This window comes from Pseudomonas sp. GW821-FHT01D09 (genome assembly GCF_059422465.1).
Map to the genome: position 1 here is coordinate 48991 of NZ_JBWKWY010000030.1, position 20717 is coordinate 69707.

Annotated in this window: 20 protein-coding genes and 2 pseudogenes; 9 read left to right on the plus strand and 13 right to left on the minus strand. The window is 60.8% G+C overall.

Annotated features, from left to right (window positions below; all coding sequences use genetic code 11):
• Positions 1-6: 6 nt before the first annotated feature.
• The 5 genes and pseudogenes from dinG to pdxH all read left to right on the plus strand — a co-directional run bounded on the left by dinG (position 7) and on the right by pdxH (position 7490).
• The gene (gene dinG, locus AC07W7_RS21735; protein ID WP_032858113.1) at positions 7-2151 is read left to right on the plus strand and encodes an ATP-dependent DNA helicase DinG; all 2145 of its coding nucleotides are present in this window, start codon (positions 7-9) and stop codon (positions 2149-2151) included.
• An 89-nt stretch (positions 2152-2240) separates the two neighbouring features.
• Positions 2241-4454: pseudogene (locus tag AC07W7_RS21740) on the plus strand (beta-galactosidase); the annotation flags it as partial.
• A gap of 65 nt (positions 4455-4519) precedes the next feature.
• Positions 4520-5665 carry a serine hydrolase domain-containing protein gene (locus AC07W7_RS21745; RefSeq protein ID WP_495040092.1) on the plus strand — a complete coding sequence of 382 codons (1146 nt, stop codon included), beginning with the start codon at positions 4520-4522 and terminating at the stop codon, positions 5663-5665.
• 139 nt (positions 5666-5804) lie between these two features.
• Entirely contained in the window at positions 5805-6815 is a 1011-nt protein-coding gene (locus tag AC07W7_RS21750; protein ID WP_495040086.1) for an OmpA family protein, read from the plus strand.
• 27 nt (positions 6816-6842) lie between these two features.
• On the plus strand, positions 6843-7490 hold the full coding sequence (gene pdxH / locus AC07W7_RS21755) for a pyridoxamine 5'-phosphate oxidase (RefSeq protein ID WP_076964789.1): 648 nt from the start codon (positions 6843-6845) through the stop codon (positions 7488-7490).
• 60 nt (positions 7491-7550) lie between these two features.
• Here pdxH and AC07W7_RS21760 read toward each other — a convergent pair whose 3' ends face one another.
• Entirely contained in the window at positions 7551-7796 is a 246-nt protein-coding gene (locus AC07W7_RS21760; protein WP_495040087.1) for a hypothetical protein, read from the minus strand.
• 157 nt (positions 7797-7953) lie between these two features.
• Between AC07W7_RS21760 and AC07W7_RS21765 the strand changes: the two genes are divergently transcribed.
• The gene (locus AC07W7_RS21765) at positions 7954-8418 is read left to right on the plus strand and encodes an outer membrane lipoprotein (protein WP_029297142.1); all 465 of its coding nucleotides are present in this window, start codon (positions 7954-7956) and stop codon (positions 8416-8418) included.
• Positions 8419-8480: 62 nt separating this feature from the next.
• On the opposite strand, the gene AC07W7_RS21770 is transcribed toward AC07W7_RS21765, so the two are convergent.
• From AC07W7_RS21770 to nhaA, 5 genes and pseudogenes are all read right to left on the minus strand, one after another.
• Positions 8481-8732 carry a pyocin S6 family toxin immunity protein gene (locus AC07W7_RS21770; RefSeq protein ID WP_076964791.1) on the minus strand — a complete coding sequence of 84 codons (252 nt, stop codon included), beginning with the start codon at positions 8730-8732 and terminating at the stop codon, positions 8481-8483.
• Positions 8641-9003: a DUF7683 domain-containing protein gene (locus AC07W7_RS21775; RefSeq protein ID WP_236361895.1), complete on the minus strand. Its 363-nt coding sequence runs from the start codon at positions 9001-9003 to the stop codon at positions 8641-8643. The genes AC07W7_RS21770 and AC07W7_RS21775 overlap by 92 nt, the downstream gene beginning before the upstream one ends.
• Before the next feature lie 185 nt (positions 9004-9188).
• On the minus strand, positions 9189-9524 hold the full coding sequence (locus AC07W7_RS21780; protein ID WP_076964792.1) for a hypothetical protein: 336 nt from the start codon (positions 9522-9524) through the stop codon (positions 9189-9191).
• Positions 9521-10600: pseudogene (locus AC07W7_RS21785) on the minus strand (S-type pyocin domain-containing protein). Before AC07W7_RS21785 ends, AC07W7_RS21780 begins: the two are co-directional and overlap by 4 nt.
• Positions 10601-10884: 284 nt before the next feature.
• Positions 10885-12072, minus strand: coding sequence for a Na+/H+ antiporter NhaA (gene nhaA / locus AC07W7_RS21790; RefSeq protein ID WP_076964794.1), 1188 nt, complete (start codon positions 12070-12072; stop codon positions 10885-10887).
• A gap of 216 nt (positions 12073-12288) precedes the next feature.
• On the opposite strand from nhaA, the gene AC07W7_RS21795 reads away from it, so the two are divergent.
• Complete coding sequence (locus AC07W7_RS21795) at positions 12289-13383, plus strand: PLP-dependent cysteine synthase family protein (RefSeq protein ID WP_099167865.1); 1095 nt, start codon at positions 12289-12291, stop codon at positions 13381-13383.
• Positions 13384-13508: 125 nt separating this feature from the next.
• On the opposite strand, the gene AC07W7_RS21800 is transcribed toward AC07W7_RS21795, so the two are convergent.
• Both AC07W7_RS21800 and AC07W7_RS21805 read right to left on the minus strand, forming a co-directional pair.
• Positions 13509-15122 (minus strand): NAD(P)/FAD-dependent oxidoreductase, encoded by a 1614-nt coding sequence (locus tag AC07W7_RS21800; RefSeq protein WP_099167866.1) that lies wholly within the window; start codon positions 15120-15122, stop codon positions 13509-13511.
• A gap of 106 nt (positions 15123-15228) precedes the next feature.
• Entirely contained in the window at positions 15229-15900 is a 672-nt protein-coding gene (locus tag AC07W7_RS21805; protein ID WP_076964797.1) for a COG3650 family protein, read from the minus strand.
• A gap of 172 nt (positions 15901-16072) precedes the next feature.
• On the opposite strand from AC07W7_RS21805, the gene AC07W7_RS21810 reads away from it, so the two are divergent.
• Positions 16073-16429, plus strand: a complete 357-nt coding sequence (locus AC07W7_RS21810) for a hypothetical protein (protein ID WP_495040088.1) — start codon at positions 16073-16075, stop codon at positions 16427-16429.
• Here AC07W7_RS21810 and AC07W7_RS21815 read toward each other — a convergent pair whose 3' ends face one another.
• Positions 16430-17029 carry a short chain dehydrogenase gene (locus AC07W7_RS21815; RefSeq protein WP_169900317.1) on the minus strand — a complete coding sequence of 200 codons (600 nt, stop codon included), beginning with the start codon at positions 17027-17029 and terminating at the stop codon, positions 16430-16432. It abuts the gene before it with no gap.
• 104 nt (positions 17030-17133) lie between these two features.
• On the opposite strand from AC07W7_RS21815, the gene AC07W7_RS21820 reads away from it, so the two are divergent.
• Positions 17134-18042, plus strand: a complete 909-nt coding sequence (locus AC07W7_RS21820) for a LysR family transcriptional regulator (protein ID WP_076964800.1) — start codon at positions 17134-17136, stop codon at positions 18040-18042.
• On the opposite strand, the gene AC07W7_RS21825 is transcribed toward AC07W7_RS21820, so the two are convergent.
• From AC07W7_RS21825 to AC07W7_RS21840, 4 genes are read right to left on the minus strand one after another with little or no spacing between them, the layout of a single operon-like run.
• A complete protein-coding gene (locus AC07W7_RS21825; RefSeq protein ID WP_495040089.1) occupies positions 18039-18524 on the minus strand; it encodes a DoxX family protein in 486 nt (161 codons plus the stop codon). The two genes, AC07W7_RS21820 and AC07W7_RS21825, sit on opposite strands and share 4 nt — an antisense overlap.
• Complete coding sequence (locus tag AC07W7_RS21830; protein ID WP_495040090.1) at positions 18521-19285, minus strand: HvfC/BufC family peptide modification chaperone; 765 nt, start codon at positions 19283-19285, stop codon at positions 18521-18523. Before AC07W7_RS21830 ends, AC07W7_RS21825 begins: the two co-directional genes overlap by 4 nt.
• Positions 19282-20163, minus strand: coding sequence for an MNIO family bufferin maturase (bufB, locus tag AC07W7_RS21835; protein WP_495040091.1), 882 nt, complete (start codon positions 20161-20163; stop codon positions 19282-19284). The genes AC07W7_RS21830 and bufB overlap by 4 nt, the downstream gene beginning before the upstream one ends.
• 22 nt (positions 20164-20185) lie before the next feature.
• Entirely contained in the window at positions 20186-20488 is a 303-nt protein-coding gene (locus tag AC07W7_RS21840; RefSeq protein ID WP_076964804.1) for a BufA1 family periplasmic bufferin-type metallophore, read from the minus strand.
• Positions 20489-20717: the final 229 nt, after the last annotated feature.

Below are 20717 nucleotides of genomic sequence, written 5' to 3' on the forward strand. Positions count from 1 at the left end.
CTATCCATGATCAGCACTGAACTCAAAACCACGATCCAGGGCGCCTACTCGCGTTTTCTCGAAGCCAAGAGCTTGAAACCGCGCTACGGCCAGCGCCTGATGATCGCCGAAGTGGCCAAGGTCCTCGGGGATATCGACACCGACGACGAAGGCCGGCGCAGTGGCGACCCTGCGGTCGTGGCCGTCGAGGCCGGCACCGGTACCGGCAAGACCGTGGCCTACAGCCTGGCGGCGATTCCCACTGCCAAGGCCGCCGGCAAGCGCCTGGTGATTGCCACCGCCACCGTGGCCCTGCAAGAGCAGATCGTCTACAAAGACCTGCCGGACCTGATGCGCAACAGCGGCCTGAGCTTCACCTTCGCCCTGGCCAAGGGCCGTGGCCGCTATATGTGCCTGTCCAAGCTGGATGTGCTGCTGCAGGAAGGCCATGCGCAAACCGCCACGGCCTCGCTGTTTGAAGAAGAAGGCTTCAAGATCGAGGTCGATGAAGCCAGCCAGAAGCTGTTTACCAGCATGATCGAGAAATTGGCCGGCAATAAGTGGGACGGCGACCGCGACAGCTGGCCCAATGCCCTGGAAGACGCCGACTGGGCGCGCCTGACCACCGATCATAGCCAATGCACCAACCGCCACTGCCCCAACTTCGGCCAGTGCGCCTTCTACAAGGCCCGCGAAGGCATGGGCAAGGTCGATGTGATCGTCACCAACCACGACATGGTCCTCGCCGACCTGGCCCTGGGCGGCGGCGCCGTGCTGCCCGACCCGCGCGATACCCTGTACGTGTTCGATGAAGGCCACCACTTGCCGGACAAGGCCATCGGCCACTTTGCCCACTACACGCGCCTGCGTTCCACCGCCGACTGGCTGGAAACCACTGCCAAGAACCTCACCAAGCTGCTGGCCCAGCATCCGCTGCCGGGCGACCTGGGCAAGCTGATCGAGCAGGTGCCGGAGTTGGCGCGGGAGATCAAGACCCAGCAACAGTTCATGTTCAGCGCTTGCGAGCAGGTGGCGGACTTCAAGCCCGGCGAAGACGTCGAAGGCCGTGAACGGCCACGCCACCGCTTTGTCGGCGGGCTGATCCCCGAGCATATGCGCGAGATGGGCGTGGAGCTGAAGAAAGGTTTCTCGCGCCTCACCGACCTGTTCACCCGCCTGACCGACCTGCTCAAGGAAGGCATGGACGGCGAGGTCAATATTGGCATCGCCAGCAACCAGGCCGAAGAATGGTACCCATTGTTTGGCAGCCTGTTGTCCCGTGCCCAGGGCAACTGGGAGTTGTGGACTGCCTTCACTGTCGAAGACCCGGAAGACAACCCGCCCATGGCCCGCTGGCTGACGCTGTCGGAAAGCGGCGCGTTGTTCGATATCGAAGTCAACGCCAGCCCGATCCTGGCGGCGGAAATGCTCCGGCGCAACCTGTGGAACGTGGCCTACGGCGCCCTGGTGACCTCGGCGACCCTGACCGCCCTGGGCACCTTTGACCGCTTCCGCATGCGTGCCGGCCTGCCGAAAAAAGCCGTTACCGCCGTGGTCCCCAGCCCGTTCCATCATGCCGACGCTGGCGTGCTGCGGGTGCCGGACCTCAAGGCCGACCCACGGGATGCGCCGGCCCACACCGCGGCCATCATTCGTGACCTGCCGTCGCTGGTGGAAGGTTCCAAGGGCACCCTGGTGCTGTTCTCGTCACGCAAGCAGATGCAGGACGTGTTCGACGGCCTCGACCGCGACTGGCGCAAGCAGGTGTTTATCCAGGGCAACCTGTCGAAACAGGAAACCCTGAACAAGCACAAGGCGCGGGTCGATGGCGGGGACTCCAGCGTGCTGTTCGGCCTGGCCAGCTTTGCCGAAGGTGTCGACTTGCCGGGGGCCTACTGCGAACACGTGGTGATCGCCAAGATCCCGTTCTCGGTGCCGGACGATCCGGTGGAGGCCGCGCTGGCCGAATGGATCGAAGCCCGTGGCGGCAATCCGTTCATGGAAATCTCGGTGCCGGATGCCTCGTTGAAGCTGGTCCAGGCCTGTGGTCGCTTGCTGCGTACCGAAGAAGACCGGGGCACCATCACCTTGCTCGACCGCCGTCTGGTCACCCAGCGCTATGGCAAGGCGATCCTGAATGCCTTGCCGCCGTTCCGGCGCGAAATTTCTTAAGCCATCGTGGGTGAATTCACCCACTTCGTGGTCTACCTCATATCAAGTCATCAGGCCATTCACCGGCCGATTGGGAGAACCTTGTTCGTATGATCCGCACGCTGCCTGCTCTTTTTGCCCTGTTGTTCGCCGCGCCATTGCTGGCCGCGCCGGCGGGGCAACAGACACTGTTCAACTTTGTCCGGCCGGCCGATGTGGTCAAGGTGGCGACCCAGGACGCCAGCCTGCCGCAATACAACGCCGAGCAGACCCCCGAAGGCGAGGTGCTGCGCCGCATCACCTTTAACCCGGCGGCGGAGCCGAGCCTGGTGCTCAGCCCACAGAACGGTGTGTGGGACTGGTCGCAATCGAGTGCCATGAGCCTGCGTATCCAGAGCGCGATGGACTGGGCGCTGACGTTGTACGTCAAGGTGCAGAGCAGCGACGGCAAGACTTTGGTCAGCCGTATCGATCTGCCGGCGGGGCCTGCGCAAACCCTGCTGGTGCCGCTGCAAGCCAATTCGCCCTTGAGCCAGGGCATGAAGGCCGGGCCGCCGATGCCGATCACCGTGGACGGGCAGCGTGTGATGCTGGCCGCCAGTGCTGGGGAAATCGATCGCAGCCAGGTGGTCTCGGTCACCCTGTCGATGCTCAAGCCCACTGCGCCGCAAAGCATCCTGCTGGAGCGCTTTGGCGTGCAGGACAGCGAACCGGTGCTCAAGGCCGCCTACAGTGAACTGGTGGATGCCTATGGGCAGTCCACCCGCGCGCGCTGGCCGGAAAAAGTCAGCAGCGACGAGCAGTTGAAAGCCGCTGCCGCCAAGGAACAGCAACAGCTCAAGGGCTGGCTGGCGGAACGGGACAAGGGTGCCCTGGACACGTTCGGCGGCTGGACCAAGGGCCCGGCCTTTGACGCCAGCGGTTTCTTCCGCACCGAAAAGCGCGATGGGCGCTGGTATCTGGTGACGCCGCAAGGGCATCCGTTCTATTCCCTGGGTGTCAACACCGTGGCGGCGGACAGCAGCCAGACCTATGTGGCTGGCCGCGAGTGGATGTTTGGCGCATTGCCCAAGGCCGGTGAGCCCTTCGCCACGTATTACGGCAAGGGTGATAACCGTAGCGGCAATGGTGCCGGCCTTGGGCGCGGTTTTGATGCGGGCCGCTGGTACGATTTCTACGGCGCCAACCTGCAGCGTACCTACGGCACCGAAGGCTTTGACCAGAAGCGCTGGGTCGGCCACACCCTCGATCGCCTGCAAGCCTGGGGCTTCAACACGGTCGGCAACTGGAGCGCCCCGCAACTGGGGGACGCTGAGCGCATGCCTTACACCTTGCCCCTGTCGATCATTGGTGATTACACCAGTATCAGCACTGGCATCGACTGGTGGGGCGGCATGCCCGATCCCTTCGACCCGCGCTTTGCCATGGCCACCGAGCGGGCAGTGGCGATTGCCACCCGTGACCATCGCGATGACCCTTGGTTGATCGGCTTCTTTGCCGATAACGAGCTGGCGTGGGCCGGCCCAGGTGACGATGCGAAATCCCGCTATGCCCTGGCCTACGGCACCCTGCGCATGACCACCGATGTGCCGGCCAAGCGCGCATTCCTCAAGCAACTGCGTGACAAATACCGCAACGAAGAGGGCCTGTCCAAAGCTTGGGGGATCCACCTGGCTGGCTGGGAGTTGATGGAAGATCCAGGCTTTGAGCCGCCGATGCCCAGCCCCGAGCACCCGGAAATCGAGGCCGACTTCCAATACTTCCAGAAGACTTTCGCCGACGCCTACTTCAAGACCATCTCCGATGCGCTGAAATGGCATGCGCCCAACCAGTTGCTGCTGGGCGGCCGCTATGCGGTCAGCACCCCGGAGGCGGTGGCGTCCTGCGCCCAGTATTGCGATGTACTGAGCTTCAATATGTACACCCTCAAGCCCCAGGACGGTTATGACTTCGCCGCCCTGCGCGCGTTGGACAAGCCGGTGTTGATCAGCGAGTTCAACTTTGGCTCGGCCGACCGTGGCCCGTTCTGGGGCGGTGTCACGCCATTGGCCAGGGAAGAGGCGCGGGGCACGGCTTACGCGAATTTCCTCAAGCAAGCCATGGCCGAACCGTCGATTGTCGGCGTGCACTGGTTCCAGTACCTCGATCAGCCGGTAAGTGGTCGTTTGCTGGACGGTGAAAATGGCCATTTCGGCCTGGTGGGGATCACCGATGTGCCGTTCCAGGGGTTTGTCGACAGTGTGCGCAAGAGCAACCTGGCGACGATCCAGCAATTGGCCCGGGAAGCCGAAAAGGCCAAGGTCACCCAGGCTGCCACGGGTTCCCAAACCCAGTAATGACTGGAACAATGGGCGCCACTTTAAGTAGGTCTTTTTCGAGGGGGATGCCGGTGCAGATTCAGGGTCATTACGAGCTTCAATTTGAAGCAGTGCGTGAAGCCTTCGCCGCACTGTTTGACGACCCTCAGGAGCGCGGCGCGGCGCTGTGTGTGCAGGTTGGCGGCGAAACCGTCCTCGATCTGTGGGCCGGCACTGCCGACAAGGACGGTGCCCAGGCCTGGCACAGCGATACCATCGCCAACCTGTTCTCCTGCACCAAGACATTCACCGCCGTCACCGCCCTGCAACTGGTTGCCGAAGGCAAGTTGCAGCTGGACGCCCCGGTTGCCAACGATTGGCCGCAGTTCGCGGCGGCAGGTAAGGACAACATCACCCTGCGCCAACTGCTGTGCCATAAGGCCGGGCTGCCCGCGCTGCGTGAAATATTACCCGCCGAAGCCCTGTATGACTGGCCGTTGATGACGGCCGCCCTGGCCGCCGAAGCGCCCTGGTGGACACCCGGCGAAGGCCATGGCTACGCCGCCATTACCTATGGCTGGCTGGTCGGTGAGCTGCTGCGCCGCGCCGATGGGCGTGGGCCGGGGGAGTCGATTGTGGCCCGGGTTGCCCGCCCGCTGGGCCTGGATTTTCATGTCGGGTTGGCGGACGAAGAGTTTTATCGCGTCGCCCACATTGCCCGGAGCAAAGGCAATATGGGCGATGAGGCTGCCCAACGGCTGTTGCAGGTCACCCTGCGCGAACCTGCGGCAATGACCACCCGGGCGTTTACCAATCCGCCTTCTATACTAACCAGCACTAATAAACCCGAGTGGCGTCGTATGCAGCAGCCTGCGGCAAACGGGCATGGCAATGCGCGCAGTTTGGCCGGGTTTTATAGTGGTTTATTGGACGGAAGTTTGTTGGAAGCCGATATGCTTGAACAACTGACCCGTGAGCACAGTATCGGGCCGGATAAAACCTTATTGACGCAAACCCGTTTTGGCCTGGGTTGTATGTTGGACCAGCCAGGCGTGCCCAATGCGACGTTCGGCCTTGGCCCACGTGCATTTGGGCATCCTGGGGCTGGGGGCTCCGTGGGCTTTGCCGATCCAGAATATGATGTAGCCTTTGGTTTCGTGACCAATACACTGGGGCCGTATGTACTTATGGACCCGCGCGCGCAAAAGTTGGTAAGAATATTGGCCGGTTGTCTGTAAATAGCTTGCGGTCTGGCGTTTTTTTGTTAAAAAGGCACCTACAAAAGGCGCTGGCAAAATGTTGTTACTTAAATCTTCTTGAAGCGTCTGTTTAACGAGTCATCAAGACTCCTGTTTTTTCTCATTTTGTGGATATCTCATGTTATCGAACAAGTCCTTGGCACTGGCGCTCTGCCTCACTCTTACTGGTTGTGCACAAACCCCACAAAATGATGCGTCTGGCGAGCCTTGGTGGTCATTCTGGCCCGACAAGGCGGCGGCCAAGGACGTTACCGCCAAGGCCGATGCCAAGGCCGATGCCAAGGCAACTGACGCCAAGGCCGACCTCAAGGCCGATCTGAAGGCGGCAACGCCTGCTCCCGCTGCGCCGCCGGTCGTGGCCAAGGCTGAAAGCGACACCAAGTGGTGGTGGCCGTTTGAAAGCAAGCCAAAACCCCTGAGCAAAGTCGATGTGACCAACGTCCCCATGCCAGACCCGAAAATCACCCAGGCCTGGCTGGACGACTACGAGCCGCGCCTGCGCGCGGCGATCAAGGACAGCAACCTGCAACTGGAGCGTCGCGACAACGTACTGGTGGTGATTGCCCCGGTCGACGGCTCCTACAACCCGAAGCGCCCGGCGATGTTGCTGCCCGTGACCCTGGGCCCGTTCACCCGTGTCGCCAAGGCTGTTGAAAAGGATCCGAAGACCGCCGTGCTGATCCTGGGCCATATCGACACCGTGCAGAACCAGCCGCTGACCAAGGAGCGTGCCCAGTCCATTGCTTCGATCTTCAGCCTCAGCGGCCTGAAGCAGGACCGCCTGATGTTGCGTGGCATGGGTGACCTGATGCCCCGCGCCGCCAACGACAGCACCCAGGGCCGCGCCCTGAACCGTCGCATGGAAATCATGTTCACCCAGCGCACCACCATGCTGGCACTGCTGAGCAAGTACAACTCGCCAAATCCGCCGAAGCCTGAACTGGTCGCGGTACAGGACGTGGTTGCCCCCGCGCCGGTCGCCAAGAAAGCCGTTGCCGCCAAGAAAGCACCGGCCAAGAAGGCCGCCGCCAAGCCAGCCGCGAAAAAAGCTGCGGCCAAGCCGGCTGCGAAAAAGCCGGCTGCAACGCCTGCGAAAAAAGTAGCGGCGAACGACCAGGCGAAAAACTGAGCAGTTGAGCAAGAAGGATAAAACCGCATGACCCAGGCACTGGCTGATATGCGCCGTGACTACACACGGGACGGTTTGAGCGAGGCCCAGGCCCCAGATGAGCCGTTTGCCTTGTTCCACCAGTGGTTCAGCGATGCGGTCAAGACCGAGCAACCGCCGGTGGAGGCCAATGCCATGACCCTGGCGACCGTGGACCAGGAGGGCCGGCCTCACTGCCGTGTCCTGCTGCTCAAGGGGCTGGATGCACAAGGTTTTACCTTCTTTACCAATTACCAGAGCGCCAAGGGCCAGCAACTGGCGGCACGGCCTTTTGCTGCCATGACCTTCTTCTGGCCGACCCTGGAGCGCCAGGTGCGCATTGAGGGGCGGGTGGTGAAGGTCACGCCCGCAGAGTCGGACGCCTATTATCAGGTACGCCCCCTGGGCAGCCGCATTGGTGCCTGGGCTTCCCCGCAAAGCCAGGTGATCCGTGATCGCCAGCAATTGCAGGACTTGCTCACGCTGACTGAACAGCGTTTCAGCGAAACCCAGCCGGATTGCCCGGAACACTGGGGAGGCTATCGCCTGCTGCCGGAACGCATCGAGTTCTGGCAGGGCCGGGCGAGCCGTTTGCATGACCGCTTGAACTATCGTCTGCAGGGGGCCGACTGGACCCGTGAGCGACTGGCACCCTGAGAGCTAAAACACCTGTAATCCCACCCTGGATCTTTATGGCCTTGAGTGTTGCCCAGGCCTCTACTTCGGGGTTTCTGGCGTGTATTGCCGTGCTGCATCCTGCAGCCACTGTGGCAAATCCTTACGCTTGACCTGCTCTGCCTTGGCGCGTTCCAACTGTTGCAGCATAAAGTTGCGCTTGCGCTGGTCGTCTCCCGCCAGGGACAGCGCCAGGTCGCGGTCTACCCAGCGCTGGATCCGCCGGTACAGCCACCAGTGGAAATACAGGCCGGCTGCAGTGGTCGCTACAATGATGAAGTAGTCCATGAAATTCCTTGTCTGGGTGCAGGTGCTACCGTTTGTCGGTTTTTGTGGTACAGCCTGTCTGTACTGGGGCTGAATGAAAGCAATTTTCTGCGGGCCTTGCCGTGACAGGCGTCAAGCAGCGGAGTCTAATAAAGTGATGTCCTTTGGAGTTGATGCTATGCGTAAGTCTGTTCTGCTGGTTGCCTGCTTTACCACGATGTCGTTGCTGCTGGGTGGCTGTGCCTCCAGCCTGACCGGCGACTCGTACTCCCGTGACGAAGCGCGTCGTGTGCAGAGCGTTCGCATGGGCACCATCGAATCCCTGCGTCCGGTCAAGATCGAAGGCACCAAGACCCCAATCGGCGGCGCAGCAGGCGCAGTCATCGGTGGTGTTGGCGGTAGCGCCATCGGTGGCGGTCGCGGCAGCATTGTAACCGCCGTCATCGGCGCCGTGGCCGGTGGCCTGTTGGGCTCGGCCACCGAAGAAGGCCTGACCCGCACCCAGGGTGTGGAAATCACCGTGCGCGAAGACGACGGCAGCATGCGCGCCTACGTCCAGGCGGTGCAGGAAAACGAGATTTTCCGCATTGGTGACCGGGTTCGCATCATGACCGTTGATGGGACCAGCCGCGTTACCCGTTAAGAGGGGCAGGCGGCAAAAGCAAAACCCCGACCGGGTGACTGGGCGGGGTTTTTTATTAGCGTTCATGGCCGGGTTCGTAGGCCGATGAAGTACTCCAAGTCGTTTCTCAAGTTAATGTTCAGCAGCGTGGATAGCTGGGCGACTTGGCTTTTTGTTAGTTCCAACTCTCCGGGTTGCAACTCCTCAAGGGGTTTTGATTCGGTGAGTTGAGCGACGTCTTGGTTAAGCTGATCCCCTTCTATGTCGAATTGGTGCTGCAACGAACCATCTTGCTTCTGGTCCGGGTAAAAACCGGTAATTGATAGATAAAACATAATGTTTGTTAAGACCCTTTTCAGCTTCTGGTTCTCTAGTCAGATATTGCAGGTGAGTTGGAAAAAATGAACAGGGGGTCCCTATTGTTCTGCCTGCCAAAGATTCGATAGCTGCCAGTTGGGTGGGCGTAAGGTTGTAACCCTCCCAGCCATACTGCTCGTCGGACCATTGCATTATGGTTTTCAACTTGTCCTCACACCCATGAGGTAGCACGACTACAAACGCCTGGAGGTCAGTAATCTTATCGAAGGCTTCAATCAGATATCTCATGGTGCGAATCTTTTTCTTCTTTTGGATTTTCGTGGAGATGGATTTGATTATTAACGGTTCAAATCCACCTCCAGGCTTACTACCGATGCATGTGGTGATAAACGATGGACTCCATCTTGTTACTCGTTAATGGGACGCCGGTGAGGGGACGTCTCTCAGATTGAGTAACTGGTTGGGGGGGGCGCTCAGGTGAACATTTCGATGTCATCTTGCGCGCTACTGATTACACCGCTCAGTGATGGGTGTTTTTGCACAGCATATTGCATTGCAGTAGATACCTTAGCTGTGTCCAGTGCTCTGAATCGACGCGCGATATGACCTATAGCGACTATGGCTGCTGAAGCAATCGTTTGGTTGTCATGACTCATATGCCTTAAACAGATCTCTTGAGCCCAGACGCCATTTTTTTCATTAAGCCCTATAGAAATCAGTGCAGTTGCTACCTTACATTCGTCTCCAGCGGCAAGACTGTTTACTACTTCCTCATGACTCATATCCGGGTCGTGATAGTGCATGTTCATTTTTTTGCTCCGAGAATTTTTCCTTTGCGGTTGGTTTTACCTGCTTTTATCAGCGCGTTTTTCATGTCTTGATGAAGCTCTTCCCAGGACCTCACATGACCGTGATAAAGCTCATCTGCGGTGCGATCTATGACCACAAACTCCTTCGTTTGTGGGTCGATGCCTACTCTGCGCGGTTCTGTAGGTTTCACTTGTATAGAGTCGTTTAGTGCAGCTAAACCGTTGGTTGGTCTTTTGCTTTTAACGGAGTTGCCTTTTTTTCCGTGGTACGGCGCATCTTCGTACTTCCAGCTCACCACGATATAGAGCGGTTTTACCCCTGACTCACTGGGGAACACCAGAATAAAATCCTTGTACTCCGGCGGATAAATCGGGTCGACGATGATATTGGCGGCTGTTTCCGTCGGCGGATACACCCATAGGTGAGGCGTGGCTGGCGCAGCTTCCAGTGCGGGTATGCCAAGGGTATCTGTAGGGTCAACCGCAGGTGTCCAGATCAGTTCGACGCCGTCGCCCAAATCCGCTACGTGTTGCGTGCCCTGTGGTTGAAACTGTACGACATCGACCATTTCCCAATCACGATTCTTTCCCGTGTAGAAGGCATAGCCCTTCAGGCTACCGTCGGCCTGTTGTTCGATATTCAGGCGTACGCGGGTGCGGGCACGGGGCAGGGTGCGCAATTGTTCATCGCTATAGAGCGCGCTGTCGCCCAGTGTCGAGGGCCAGAGTAGGGCGACCAGGCCCAGCATGAGACCTGTTGCAACAGTCCCGGTGGCTGCAGCCGCGCCGGTAATGGTCGAGCCCCCCAGTGCCAGCGAGCCAAGCCCGGCAGGCAATGCACTGGCGCTGATCTTCTTGAGAGGAAGTCGGCCTGTTGCATCTGTTTCACGGCCGCCCAGCACTGCATGTTCGCCATAGTCTGCGAGGCGATCCAGGGGAATTTAACCAGACGGGGTGTTATAGCTGATGATGGCGAAGTGGCAGGACTTGGCGAAAACGCACCCGACGACAGGGGCCGGCGTTGGTTCTGGCGCTGGCTGAAGCTTTGCTTCATACGCCTGCTGGCGTGCGAGCATTGCGTTGTAGGGTTGCTAGCGAGTCTCGCGGGCTGCCAGTTCGCGGTCGCTCATAGGTTCCAGGCGGCGATAGCCACCGGTACCGGTTCCATAGGAACGCCAGACCTGGGGTCTGTCCTTGTTGTTGGCCATCATGCCCTCCTGGCCGTGACATCCGTTCTTGAAGACGGGTGTGCGACCTTATGGGAGGTGCAGGAGAAAGAATGTAGGAAGGTGCTGTGAGCGAGGGGAGAAGAGGCTGAAAGAATGGGTGAGGGCAGGATAAGCCTGCCCTCACGGATGCGTTACGCGTTGACCGTCACCTGCTTACGACTGGCCATCGCCGTCACTGCATAACCAATCAATGCCGCGAGGATCGAGCCGGTGAGAATGCCCATCCGGTCCATCCCGGCGTATTCGCTACTGCCCGGTACGAACGCCAGCGAGCCGACAAACAGGCTCATGGTGAAGCCGATGCCGCACAGGATGGCCACGCCCATGACCTGGCCCCAATTGGCGCCGGTCGGTAGGGCCGCGAGGCCGGTTTTAACCGCAAGCCAGGTCAGGCCAAACACGCCGACCGTCTTGCCCACCAGCAGGCCTGCGGCGATACCCATTGGCACATGGTGGGTGAAGCTTTCCAGGTTGACCCCGGCCAGGGACACGCCGGCGTTGGCAAAGGCGAACAGCGGCAGGATGCCGTAGGCCACCCACGGGTGCAGGGCGTGTTCCAGGCCCAGCAGGGGCGAGGGTTCGGCATTTTTGGTGCGCAGCGGAATGCAGAACGCCAGGGTCACGCCGGCCAGGGTGGCGTGAACACCACTTTTGAGTACGCAGACCCACAGGATCAGGCCGATGATCAGATACGGCCCAAGTTTCACCACCCCCAGGCGGTTCATGGCTATCAGCGCGACAAGGCAGGCGCCGGCACCGGCCAGCGACGCGGTGGACAGTTCGCTGGAGTAGAAGATCGCGATGACGATGATGGCGCCCAGGTCATCGATGATTGCCAGGGTCATCAGGAACAGCTTCAGCGACACCGGCACGCGTTTGCCCAGCAACGCCAGTACGCCCAGGGCAAAGGCGATATCGGTGGCCATCGGGATGGCCCAGCCGCCCAGTGCTGCCGGGTTATCCTTGTTCAGCGCCCAGTAGATCAGCGCCGGCACCACCATGCCGCCAATGGCTGCGGCGCCTGGCAGCACGACCTGAGAAGGCTTGGACAAGTGGCCGTCGAGCAACTCGCGCTTGACCTCCAGGCCGATCAGCAGGAAAAACAGGGCCATCAGGCCGTCGTTGATCCACAGCAGCGACGGCTTGGCGATTTGCAGGGCGCCGATTTGTACGGCCACGGGCACGTCAAGAAAGCTGTTGTAGAGATAGGACAGCGGCGAGTTGTTGATGATCAGGGCCAAGGCGGCTGCAGCGATCAGTAACAGACCGCTGGCCGCTTCGAGCTGGAAGAAACGGGTAAACGTGCTACGCAGAGGCAAGGGATGCTCTCCAATCAAAGTTCAATAGGGGCGTACCCTAACCCGTACTGTTAGTTGTTAAAACAAAAGTTATATTCTTTTTTGTTATATAAAAGGGTCGTGATAGGGATTGAGCCAAAGACTGGCAATTGTGTATCGAATTGAGTCATGACTGTATCTGTGTGCAGTGTAGGAAACACCCTAAAATCAAGCCTGAAAATTTAATGGAACTTGAGCATGAGCGACCATCGTCCGTGGGCCCGAGAGGCCATCCGCATTATTGAGGCGGACTTCCAGCGCAGCGCCGACACCCACCTGATCCCGCTGCCATTGTCGGGTTTGCCGGGGATCGAGTTGTATTTCAAGGATGAGTCGAGCCACCCCACCGGTAGCCTGAAGCACCGACTGGCGCGCTCGCTGTTCCTGTATGCGCTGTGCAACGGTTGGCTCAAGCCCGGAGCGCCAGTGATCGAAGCTTCCAGCGGTTCGACGGCGATCTCCGAGGCGTACTTTGCGCGCCTGCTGGGCCTGCCGTTCATTGCGGTGATGCCAGCCACCACGTCCCAGGAAAAAATTGCGCAGATCGCTTTTTACGGCGGTAAGAGCCACCTGGTGCAGGATCCCACGCAGATCTACGCCGAGTCCGAGCGCCTGGCGCAGGAAAGCGGCGGCCACTTCATGGACCAGTTCACCTATGCCGAACGGGCCACCGACTGGCGGGCGAACAACAATATTGCCGAGTCGATCTTCCAGCAGTTGCGCTTCGAGCGGCATCCCGAGCCGAGCTGGCTGATTTCCAGCCCGGGCACCGGCGGGACCACGGCGACCCTGGGGCGTTATGTGCGCTATCGCCAGCATTGCACCCGGGTGTTGTGTGCCGACGCTGAGCGTTCGGTGTTCTTCGAGTATTACCAGAGCGGTGATGCCAGCTTGCGCCTGGACTGTGGTTCACGTATCGAAGGCATCGGCCGGCCACGGGTGGAGGCGTCGTTCCTGCCCAAGGTGATTGATGCGATGGTCAAGGTGCCGGATGCCTTGTCGCTGGCGGCCATGCATTACCTGGCGCAGCGCTTGGGACGGCGGGTCGGGGGTTCCAGTGGCACCAACCTGATTGGCGCGCTGATCGCTGCGCAGCAGATGCAGGCGGCAGGAGAGTCGGGGTCTATCGTGGCGATTCTGTGTGATGGGGGCGAGCGTTATGCCACGACCTACTACGACGATGCGTGGCTGGTCGGGCAGGGGTATGCGCTGGAAGAGTTGATTGACGCGGTAGCTGCCACTGTCGAGCGGGGCGAGCCGTTGCCGGATAGCGTCCTGCGCGCCAATATCTAAACCGTCTGGCACATGATGATCACTGTGGGAGCCGGGCTTGCCCGCGATGGCGGTCTGTCAGTCAACATCAGCGTTAACTGATCGATCGCCATCGCGGGCAAGCCCACGCAGTGGGGGGCGTTTGCTCAGGCTTCGATGCCGAGGATATTGCGCGCCACGGCTTCGGCAATCCGAATCCCGTCAACGCCTGCCGACAGGATCCCACCGGCATAACCTGCACCTTCGCCGGCCGGGAACAGGCCTTTGACATTCAAGCTCTGCATCGACGCATCGCGAGTGATCCGCAGCGGCGACGAGGTGCGGGTCTCGATCCCGGTCAGGACCGCGTCATGCAGCGAGTAACCCTTGATCTGTTTCTCAAAGGCCGGCAATGCTTCGCGGATGGCCTCGATGGCGAAGTCTGGCAAGGCCAGGGCCAAGTCGCCCAGGGCTACGCCCGGCTTGTAGGAAGGTTCTACGCTGCCGATAGCGGTGGACGGCTTGCCGGCGATAAAATCACCCACCAGTTGCGCCGGGGCTTCGTAGTTGCTGCCGCCGAGAATGAACGCGTGGGATTCCAGGCGCTCCTGCAACTCGATCCCGGCCAGCGGGCCGCCCGGGTAGTCCACTTCCGGGGTGATGCCGACCACGATCCCGGAGTTGGCGTTGCGTTCGTTACGCGAGTACTGGCTCATGCCATTGGTCACGACCCGGTTCGGCTCGGAAGTGGCCGCCACCACCGTGCCGCCCGGGCACATGCAGAAGCTGTACACCGAACGGCCGTTCTTGGCATGGTGCACCAGCTTGTAGTCGGCCGCGCCCAGCTTCGGGTGCCCGGCATATTTGCCCAGGCGTGCGGCGTCGATCAGCGACTGCGGGTGCTCGATACGAAAACCCACCGAAAACGGCTTGGCCTCCATGTACACGCCACGGCCGTGGAGCATGCGGAAGGTGTCGCGGGCGCTGTGGCCGAGGGCGAGGATCACGTGCCTGGAGAGGATCTGCTCGCCGCCATCGACCACCACGCCATTTAACTGGCCATCGTCGATCAACACATCGGTGACCCGTTGTTCAAAACGCACCTCACCGCCGAGGGCGATGATCTGCTGGCGCATGTTTTCCACCACGCCGGTCAGGCGGAAGGTGCCGATATGCGGTTTGCTGACGTAGAGGATTTCGTCTGGCGCGCCGGCCTTGACGAACTCGTGCAGGACCTTGCGCCCGTGGAACTTCGGGTCCTTGATCTGGCTGTAGAGCTTGCCGTCGGAAAAGGTCCCGGCGCCGCCCTCGCCGAACTGCACGTTGGACTCGGGGTTGAGTACGCTTTTGCGCCACAGGCCCCAGGTGTCCTTGGTGCGCTGGCGCACTTCGCGGCCGCGCTCGAGGATGATCGGCTTGAAGCCCATCTGTGCCAGCAGCAACCCGGCAAAGATCCCGCAAGGGCCGAAGCCGACCACAATCGGCCGCTCGCTCAGGTCTGCCGGCGCCTGGCCGACGACCTTGTAGCTGACATCGGGCGCGGCATTGATATTGCGGTCGTCAGCGAACTTGAGCAGCAGGGCGGCTTCACCCTTGACCTCAAGGTCGACGGTGTAGATGAAGCACAGCTCCGACGACTTCTTGCGTGCATCGTAGCTGCGTTTGAACAGGGTGAAATCGAGCAGATCATCACTGGCGATGCCCAGGCGCTGCACGATGGCAGGCCGCAGGTCTTCTTCGGGATGGTCGATGGGCAGCTTGAGTTCGGTGATTCGTAGCATGACAGGATCCGATATGCGGCGTTTGGTAGGGCCGGCGGTTTTGCAAACCGGCGATTATAAGCCCCAACGGCGCTTTCCCGTCATGCTAAAACAGCGCAGGGCCGAATCAGTCGTCTCGCGAGCCGCCAAACGCTGCACAGCCACGTTGCACCTGACCGTTGATCCGAAGTTCGGCGCTCATATGCTGCAGGCTGCCGCTGACGCTGTCGATGCAGCGCTGGGGCGCGACCCACAGCTCGATCTGCTGGCCGTTGGCTTCGGTGGTGAGGTTGAAGCGGCCATCACCCAGTTGCTCTTCCACATACGGCACCGGCAACGGTGGCTGGCCCTCGCGTTGCAGGACCATGCCCTTGTTGGTGACATTCAGGGCCCACGCCGGCTTATGGCCGTTGGCGCGTAGGATCATGCGTTTGAAGTCCGGGTCGTCACAGGCCGAGGCCGAGCGTTCGACGCGGTACAACTGCTGCAGCTCCACCTGGCCCTGGGTGCCGCTGGCCACCCCGGAGAACTTGCCGCGCAGGTCGGCGAACAGGGCCCCTTGCTGGCCGGCCAGGGACGCCGCTTCCTGGAGGATGCTGGTACCGCCGCTATCGTTGACCACGTAGTTGCGCTGGTCATGGCAGGGCTGGAACAGCAATTTGCCACCGACGGCAGTCAGCTCGCCCTGCATGCGAGTCAAGCTCGCGGTGGAAGGCTTGGCCGGGTCGCTTTCAAACACCTGGCAGGCGGCGAACAAGGGCAGCAGGGCAAACAGAGCTAGGATACGGGCGGCAGGCATTATCGGGTCTCCTGATAAGTGTCGCCACGTTACGCAGGCTGGCGCTGCATCACAAGCCGGTGATGGGGGGCGAATAGGTTTCAGCATTTTAATAAAGCCTGGAATGACGCTTTTTCTCCTGGATGTTGTGCCAGCCTTGTGCAACTTTTAAGTTTTGCAACGGAGCCAATCCATGACCATTCGATGGAGCCTGTTCGCCCTGGCCTGGCTGGCGCCTTTGGCCTGGGCCGAGGCACCGGCCAAGCTGTTCTACACCTCACAGACCGACTTCACCGAGATGAGCTTGACCCTGAAAAGAGCCGACGCCCTCCAACCCGAGTTTATCGAGGTCGATGTGACGCTGACGCCGCAGGCTAGGGAGCGCACGAAAGCGCTGACCCAGGCGGCCATGCATAAACAGATGACGCTGTACCTCAATGGCCGGCAGCTCAATACGGCGACGGTCCATGGTGTGCTCAGCGGCCCGGGCCTGAGGTTCTCCATTCCCCGCGATCAGTTGCTGGAGATGATGCCGTCGTTGCTCAAGTGATCAGCCTACGATGTAAGTCTGCCCGGTCTGTAAGCCTTCCACGCTCTTGGCGTAGGCCAGTGCCACATCCACCGCAGGCACCGGCTTGAAGCCGCGGAAATAAGGGGCATAGCTGCCCATGGCCTCCACCAGCACGTTGGGGCTGACCGAGTTGATCCGCAGGCCCCGTGGCAGTTCGATCGCAGCGGCTTTGACGAAAGCATCCAGGGCGCCATTGACCAGTGCGGCCGAGGCCCCGGTGCGGATCGGGTCGCGGTTGAGAATGCCGCTGGTGAAGGTGAACGACGCACCATCGTTGGCAAACTCGCGGCCGATCAGCAACAGGTTGACCTGGCCCATCAGTTTGTCCTGCAACCCGAGGTCGAAGTGGCTGGCGTCCATTTCGCCCAGGGGCACAAAGTTGACGCTACCGGCGGCGCACACCAGGGCATCGAAGGTGCCGGTTTGTGCAAACAACTGGCGGATCGAAGCGCTGTCGCTGATATCGACCTGCAAGTCGCCGCTCTTGCGGCCAATGCTGATCACCTCATGGCGCTGGGCCAGCTCGGCCTTGACCGCCGAGCCCACAGTACCGCTGGCGCCTATCAACAGGATTTTCATGTGTCGTTCCTCCAAAGGTTCAAGTGAGCCTTGAGTCTAGAGTGGTTTTTTCTGCGGATAAGCGCACTAATAGGCAACCTTTGGTTTTCAAATGGAAACAATCCATGAGCGAGATGGAGGATCTGGCAGCGTTTGCGGTGTTGATCGAAGCCGGCAGCTTTACCCTGGCGGCCCAGCAACTGGGGTGCAGCAAGGGCCAGTTGTCCAAGCGCATTAGCCAATTGGAGGCGCAGTATTCGGTGGTGTTGCTGCATCGCACCACCCGCCGGCTCAGCTTGACGGCGGCCGGGGCGGCGTTGTTGCCCCAGGCCCAGGGGCTGGTAATCCAGGTCGAGCGCGCCCGACAGGCATTGGCACGGCTCAAGGACGATTTGGCCGGGCCTGTGCGTATGACGGTTCCGGTGTCCTTGGGCGAAACGTTTTTCGACGGTCTGTTGCTGGACTTTTCCAGGCAGTATCCGCAGGTGCAGATCGAGTTGGACCTCAACAACCGCTATCGCGACCTGGCCCGGGACGGTTTTGACCTGGCGGTGCGCTCAGAGGTCGCCAACGATGAGCGCCTGGTCGCCAAGCCCCTGTTGGCCTGGCATGAAATGACCTGCGCCAGCCCGGCCTACCTGGAGCAATACGGTGAACCGCTGGCGCCCGCTGATCTGGTTGGCCACCGCTGCTTGCTCAACAGCCACTACAGCGGGCGCGAGGAGTGGCTGTATCACCAGCAGCATGAGTTACTGCGGGTGCGGGTGGGTGGCACCTTTGCCTCCAACCACTACAACCTGCTGAAAAAGGCTGCGCTGGTCGGCGCCGGTATTGCACGGCTGCCGTCTTATCTGTTGCAGATGGAATTGGCTGACGGCCGGCTGCGTTGGCTCCTGCGCGATTATCAGACCCGCAGCATGCCGATGTACCTGGTCCACCCCTATCAGGGCGGGCTGCCACGCCGTACCCAAGTGTTGGCCGATTACCTGGTGGGCTGGTTCAAGCGCAACGGCGAGGCATTGGATCGGCTTTAGTGCCAGCGCCGGGCAATCCACTGATCAATCGATACCCGTCCCGGGCCCTTGGCCATCAACACCAGCAGCAGCGCGATCCAGGTGCCGTGGGTCGGGTAGGCATCCGGGTAGACAAACACCTGGATCACCAGGGTCATGCCCAGCAGCGCCAGGGCTGAAAAACGCGTGGCCAGCCCCAGCAGGATCAGGACCGGAAAAAAGTGCTCGGCGAACGCGGACAGGTACGCGGCCACGTCTGCCGGCAAAAACGGAACCTGATATTCGCTTTGAAACAGCGGTATGGTGGAGCTTGCCAGGTGCGGCATGCCCAGTTCAAAGGTGCCGTCTATCAGGTCAATGGCCAATCCCTCGACCTTGGTCTGGCCGGACTTCCAGAACACCGCGGCAATGGAAAAACGTGCGACAAGTGCTATCAGGCTGTAGGGGATTTTTTCAAAGAGTTGAGTGACGCGTGCAATCAGGCACGGGGTGGCAGTCTTCATGGTTGTACCTTGAGATGGGTGATAGCGCGGTGATTGATCAGCAGCCCCAGGCATTGGTGCAGGTCGAATTCGCTGGACGCATCCAGGGCATACGCCACCGCTATTTCCAGTGGCCAATCGTTGTGCAGGCTGTTGATAAACGTCACGCAGCCGCTGTCGATGCAGAACACTTCGACCTCCAGGCCGTTGCGCAAGATCAGCGCACTTTGCCCATGCCAGGGGTCGAGGCTGGCGACGGTGTCGCTGGTTTGGTGCGCGGCCCATAACGCCACCACGGCATAGTTCGATTGCAGGGTGGCAACGGATGGATGCAATTGCAGGCGCACGTTGCTCAGGCTAGGCAGTTGCTGCAGGTGGCTGATGACGGCCTGTGGGTCGGCGACGGGGGTATCGGCGGCGTGATAGGCGTTGATCCGCAAGCGCTCCAGCCGAGCGATGTCGGCCAGGTACGGCACACTGGCTGCTGGGGCGAACCCCTGGATAAAGTCGGCCAAGTCATTGCCGTACTCGTTGAGCACAGGGCTGGTGGGCGGATACGCCTGGACATACAGCCCGGCCATGGCGCGGAAAAAGCCATCGCCCACCAGTTGCAGGGTCACGGGATAACTGTCGGCCAGGGCGTTGATCAACGTGCTGTGGACGTTGTTGCGATACACCGCAAAACGACTGGCGGGATCGGCGCCATTGCGGCTGAACAAACCCTCCGGGCATGGCTGGTCTGGCGCCAGCAGGGCCTGGGCAAACTCTCCAAGCACGTTCATGGGCGCACCGCCGCCGCCAGCAGGTGCTGCTCGGCTTGCCGGGCTTCGGCGTGCAATACGCTGAAGGCTGGCACATTGTTGTCGCGTTCGATCAGCGTCGCGACCGGGCCGGTGCGTTGCAAGGCTTGCTGATACAACTGCCACACGGCGTTGTCGATGGGCGCGCCGTGGTCATCGATCAGCAGGCGATCACCGAGGTTGTCGGCGTCTTCGGCAAAGCCTGCTAGATGAATCTCGCCCACGGCGTATAAAGGCAGCGCGTCGAGGTAGGCCAGCGGCTCCTGCTGATGATTGATGCAGGACACATACACATTGTTCACGTCCAGCAGCAAGCCGCAGCCAGTGCGGTGGATGACTTCGCTGATGAAGTCGGTTTCGTCCAGGGTGGAGCGCTGGAACTGCAGGTAGGTCGACGGGTTCTCCAGCAACATGCGCCGCTTGAGGGTGGTTTGTACCTGGTCAATGTGTTCGCACACCCGCTTGAGGGCCGCGTCGTCATAGGCCAGGGGGAGCAGGTCGTTGAGAAACACCGGGCCGTGGCTGGACCAGGCCAGGTGTTCGGAAAAGGAGTGGGGTTGATAGCGTTCGACCAGTGCCGCCAGGCGCGCCAAGTGGGCCTGGTTCAGCGGGCCTTCGCCGCCGATGGACAGGCCGACGCCGTGCAGCGACAGCGGGTACTGCTCGCGGATCAACCCCAGGTAGTGATGAAAAGGCCCGCCGGCCACCATGTAGTTTTCGGCGTGGACTTCAAAAAAACCAACATCGGGTCGGGTGGCGAGCACGTCGTGAAAGTGCTCGCTCTTGAGCCCCAGCCCGGACCGGCGGGGAAGGCCGAATGCCTGAGCCTGGGCGACATCAGGCAGGGATGAAAGCGTCATCGTCAGTACTCAGGCAGGGGCGTCAGGACTTGGCCTTGAAGGCTTCCAGTTGGCCAAAGCCGGTCGGCGAGGTTTTGCTTTCCATCTTCACGCAGGTGCCTTCAGGGACCAGGCTCCAGGCGTTGGCCTGATAGTCGGTCTTTGAGGTGCCCGCACAGGTGGTGCCAGCGCCTGCGGCGCAGTCGTTCTTGCCTTTGAGGGCGACGCCGAAGCATTTTTCCATTTTGGCTTCATCGGCCCCGGCAACAGTGCTCAGGGTGCTCAGGCTCAAGGCAGAGCCCAGGGCCAGGACGAGGGTGGCGGCAGACAGCGAACGGGTGGTCATGGTGTTTCTCCAGCAGTGAGGTGAGTAAGCAAGCGTTTGTGCTTACTTAGCCTACTAGAGAACGGGGGGAGGGGATCGTTACATGTGGGTCGAAGATAATTTAAGGCAACACACGCTCAGCGGATCACACAAAGCAAATGTGGGAGCGGGCTTGGGGGGGGGGGGGGGGGGGGGGGGGGGGGGGGGGGGGGGGGGGGGGGGGGGGGGGGGGGGGGGGGGGGGGGGGGGG

Bases quoted from the DNA above. Each gene is read 5' to 3' on its own strand.
- dinG (WP_032858113.1), top strand. From the start codon at position 7: ATGATCAGCACTGAACTCAAAACCACGATCCAGGGCGCCTACTCGCGT.
- AC07W7_RS21750 (WP_495040086.1), top strand. From the start codon at position 5,805: ATGTTATCGAACAAGTCCTTGGCACTGGCGCTCTGCCTCACTCTTACT.
- pdxH (WP_076964789.1), top strand. From the start codon at position 6,843: ATGACCCAGGCACTGGCTGATATGCGCCGTGACTACACACGGGACGGT.
- AC07W7_RS21760 (WP_495040087.1), bottom strand. From the start codon at position 7,796: ATGGACTACTTCATCATTGTAGCGACCACTGCAGCCGGCCTGTATTTC.
- AC07W7_RS21765 (WP_029297142.1), top strand. From the start codon at position 7,954: ATGCGTAAGTCTGTTCTGCTGGTTGCCTGCTTTACCACGATGTCGTTG.
- AC07W7_RS21770 (WP_076964791.1), bottom strand. From the start codon at position 8,732: ATGTTTTATCTATCAATTACCGGTTTTTACCCGGACCAGAAGCAAGAT.
- AC07W7_RS21775 (WP_236361895.1), bottom strand. From the start codon at position 9,003: ATGAGATATCTGATTGAAGCCTTCGATAAGATTACTGACCTCCAGGCG.
- AC07W7_RS21780 (WP_076964792.1), bottom strand. From the start codon at position 9,524: ATGAACATGCACTATCACGACCCGGATATGAGTCATGAGGAAGTAGTA.
- AC07W7_RS21795 (WP_099167865.1), top strand. From the start codon at position 12,289: ATGAGCGACCATCGTCCGTGGGCCCGAGAGGCCATCCGCATTATTGAG.
- AC07W7_RS21800 (WP_099167866.1), bottom strand. From the start codon at position 15,122: ATGCTACGAATCACCGAACTCAAGCTGCCCATCGACCATCCCGAAGAA.
- AC07W7_RS21805 (WP_076964797.1), bottom strand. From the start codon at position 15,900: ATGCCTGCCGCCCGTATCCTAGCTCTGTTTGCCCTGCTGCCCTTGTTC.
- AC07W7_RS21810 (WP_495040088.1), top strand. From the start codon at position 16,073: ATGACCATTCGATGGAGCCTGTTCGCCCTGGCCTGGCTGGCGCCTTTG.
- AC07W7_RS21815 (WP_169900317.1), bottom strand. From the start codon at position 17,029: ATGAAAATCCTGTTGATAGGCGCCAGCGGTACTGTGGGCTCGGCGGTC.
- AC07W7_RS21820 (WP_076964800.1), top strand. From the start codon at position 17,134: ATGAGCGAGATGGAGGATCTGGCAGCGTTTGCGGTGTTGATCGAAGCC.
- AC07W7_RS21825 (WP_495040089.1), bottom strand. From the start codon at position 18,524: ATGAAGACTGCCACCCCGTGCCTGATTGCACGCGTCACTCAACTCTTT.
- AC07W7_RS21830 (WP_495040090.1), bottom strand. From the start codon at position 19,285: ATGAACGTGCTTGGAGAGTTTGCCCAGGCCCTGCTGGCGCCAGACCAG.
- bufB (WP_495040091.1), bottom strand. From the start codon at position 20,163: ATGACGCTTTCATCCCTGCCTGATGTCGCCCAGGCTCAGGCATTCGGC.
- AC07W7_RS21840 (WP_076964804.1), bottom strand. From the start codon at position 20,488: ATGACCACCCGTTCGCTGTCTGCCGCCACCCTCGTCCTGGCCCTGGGC.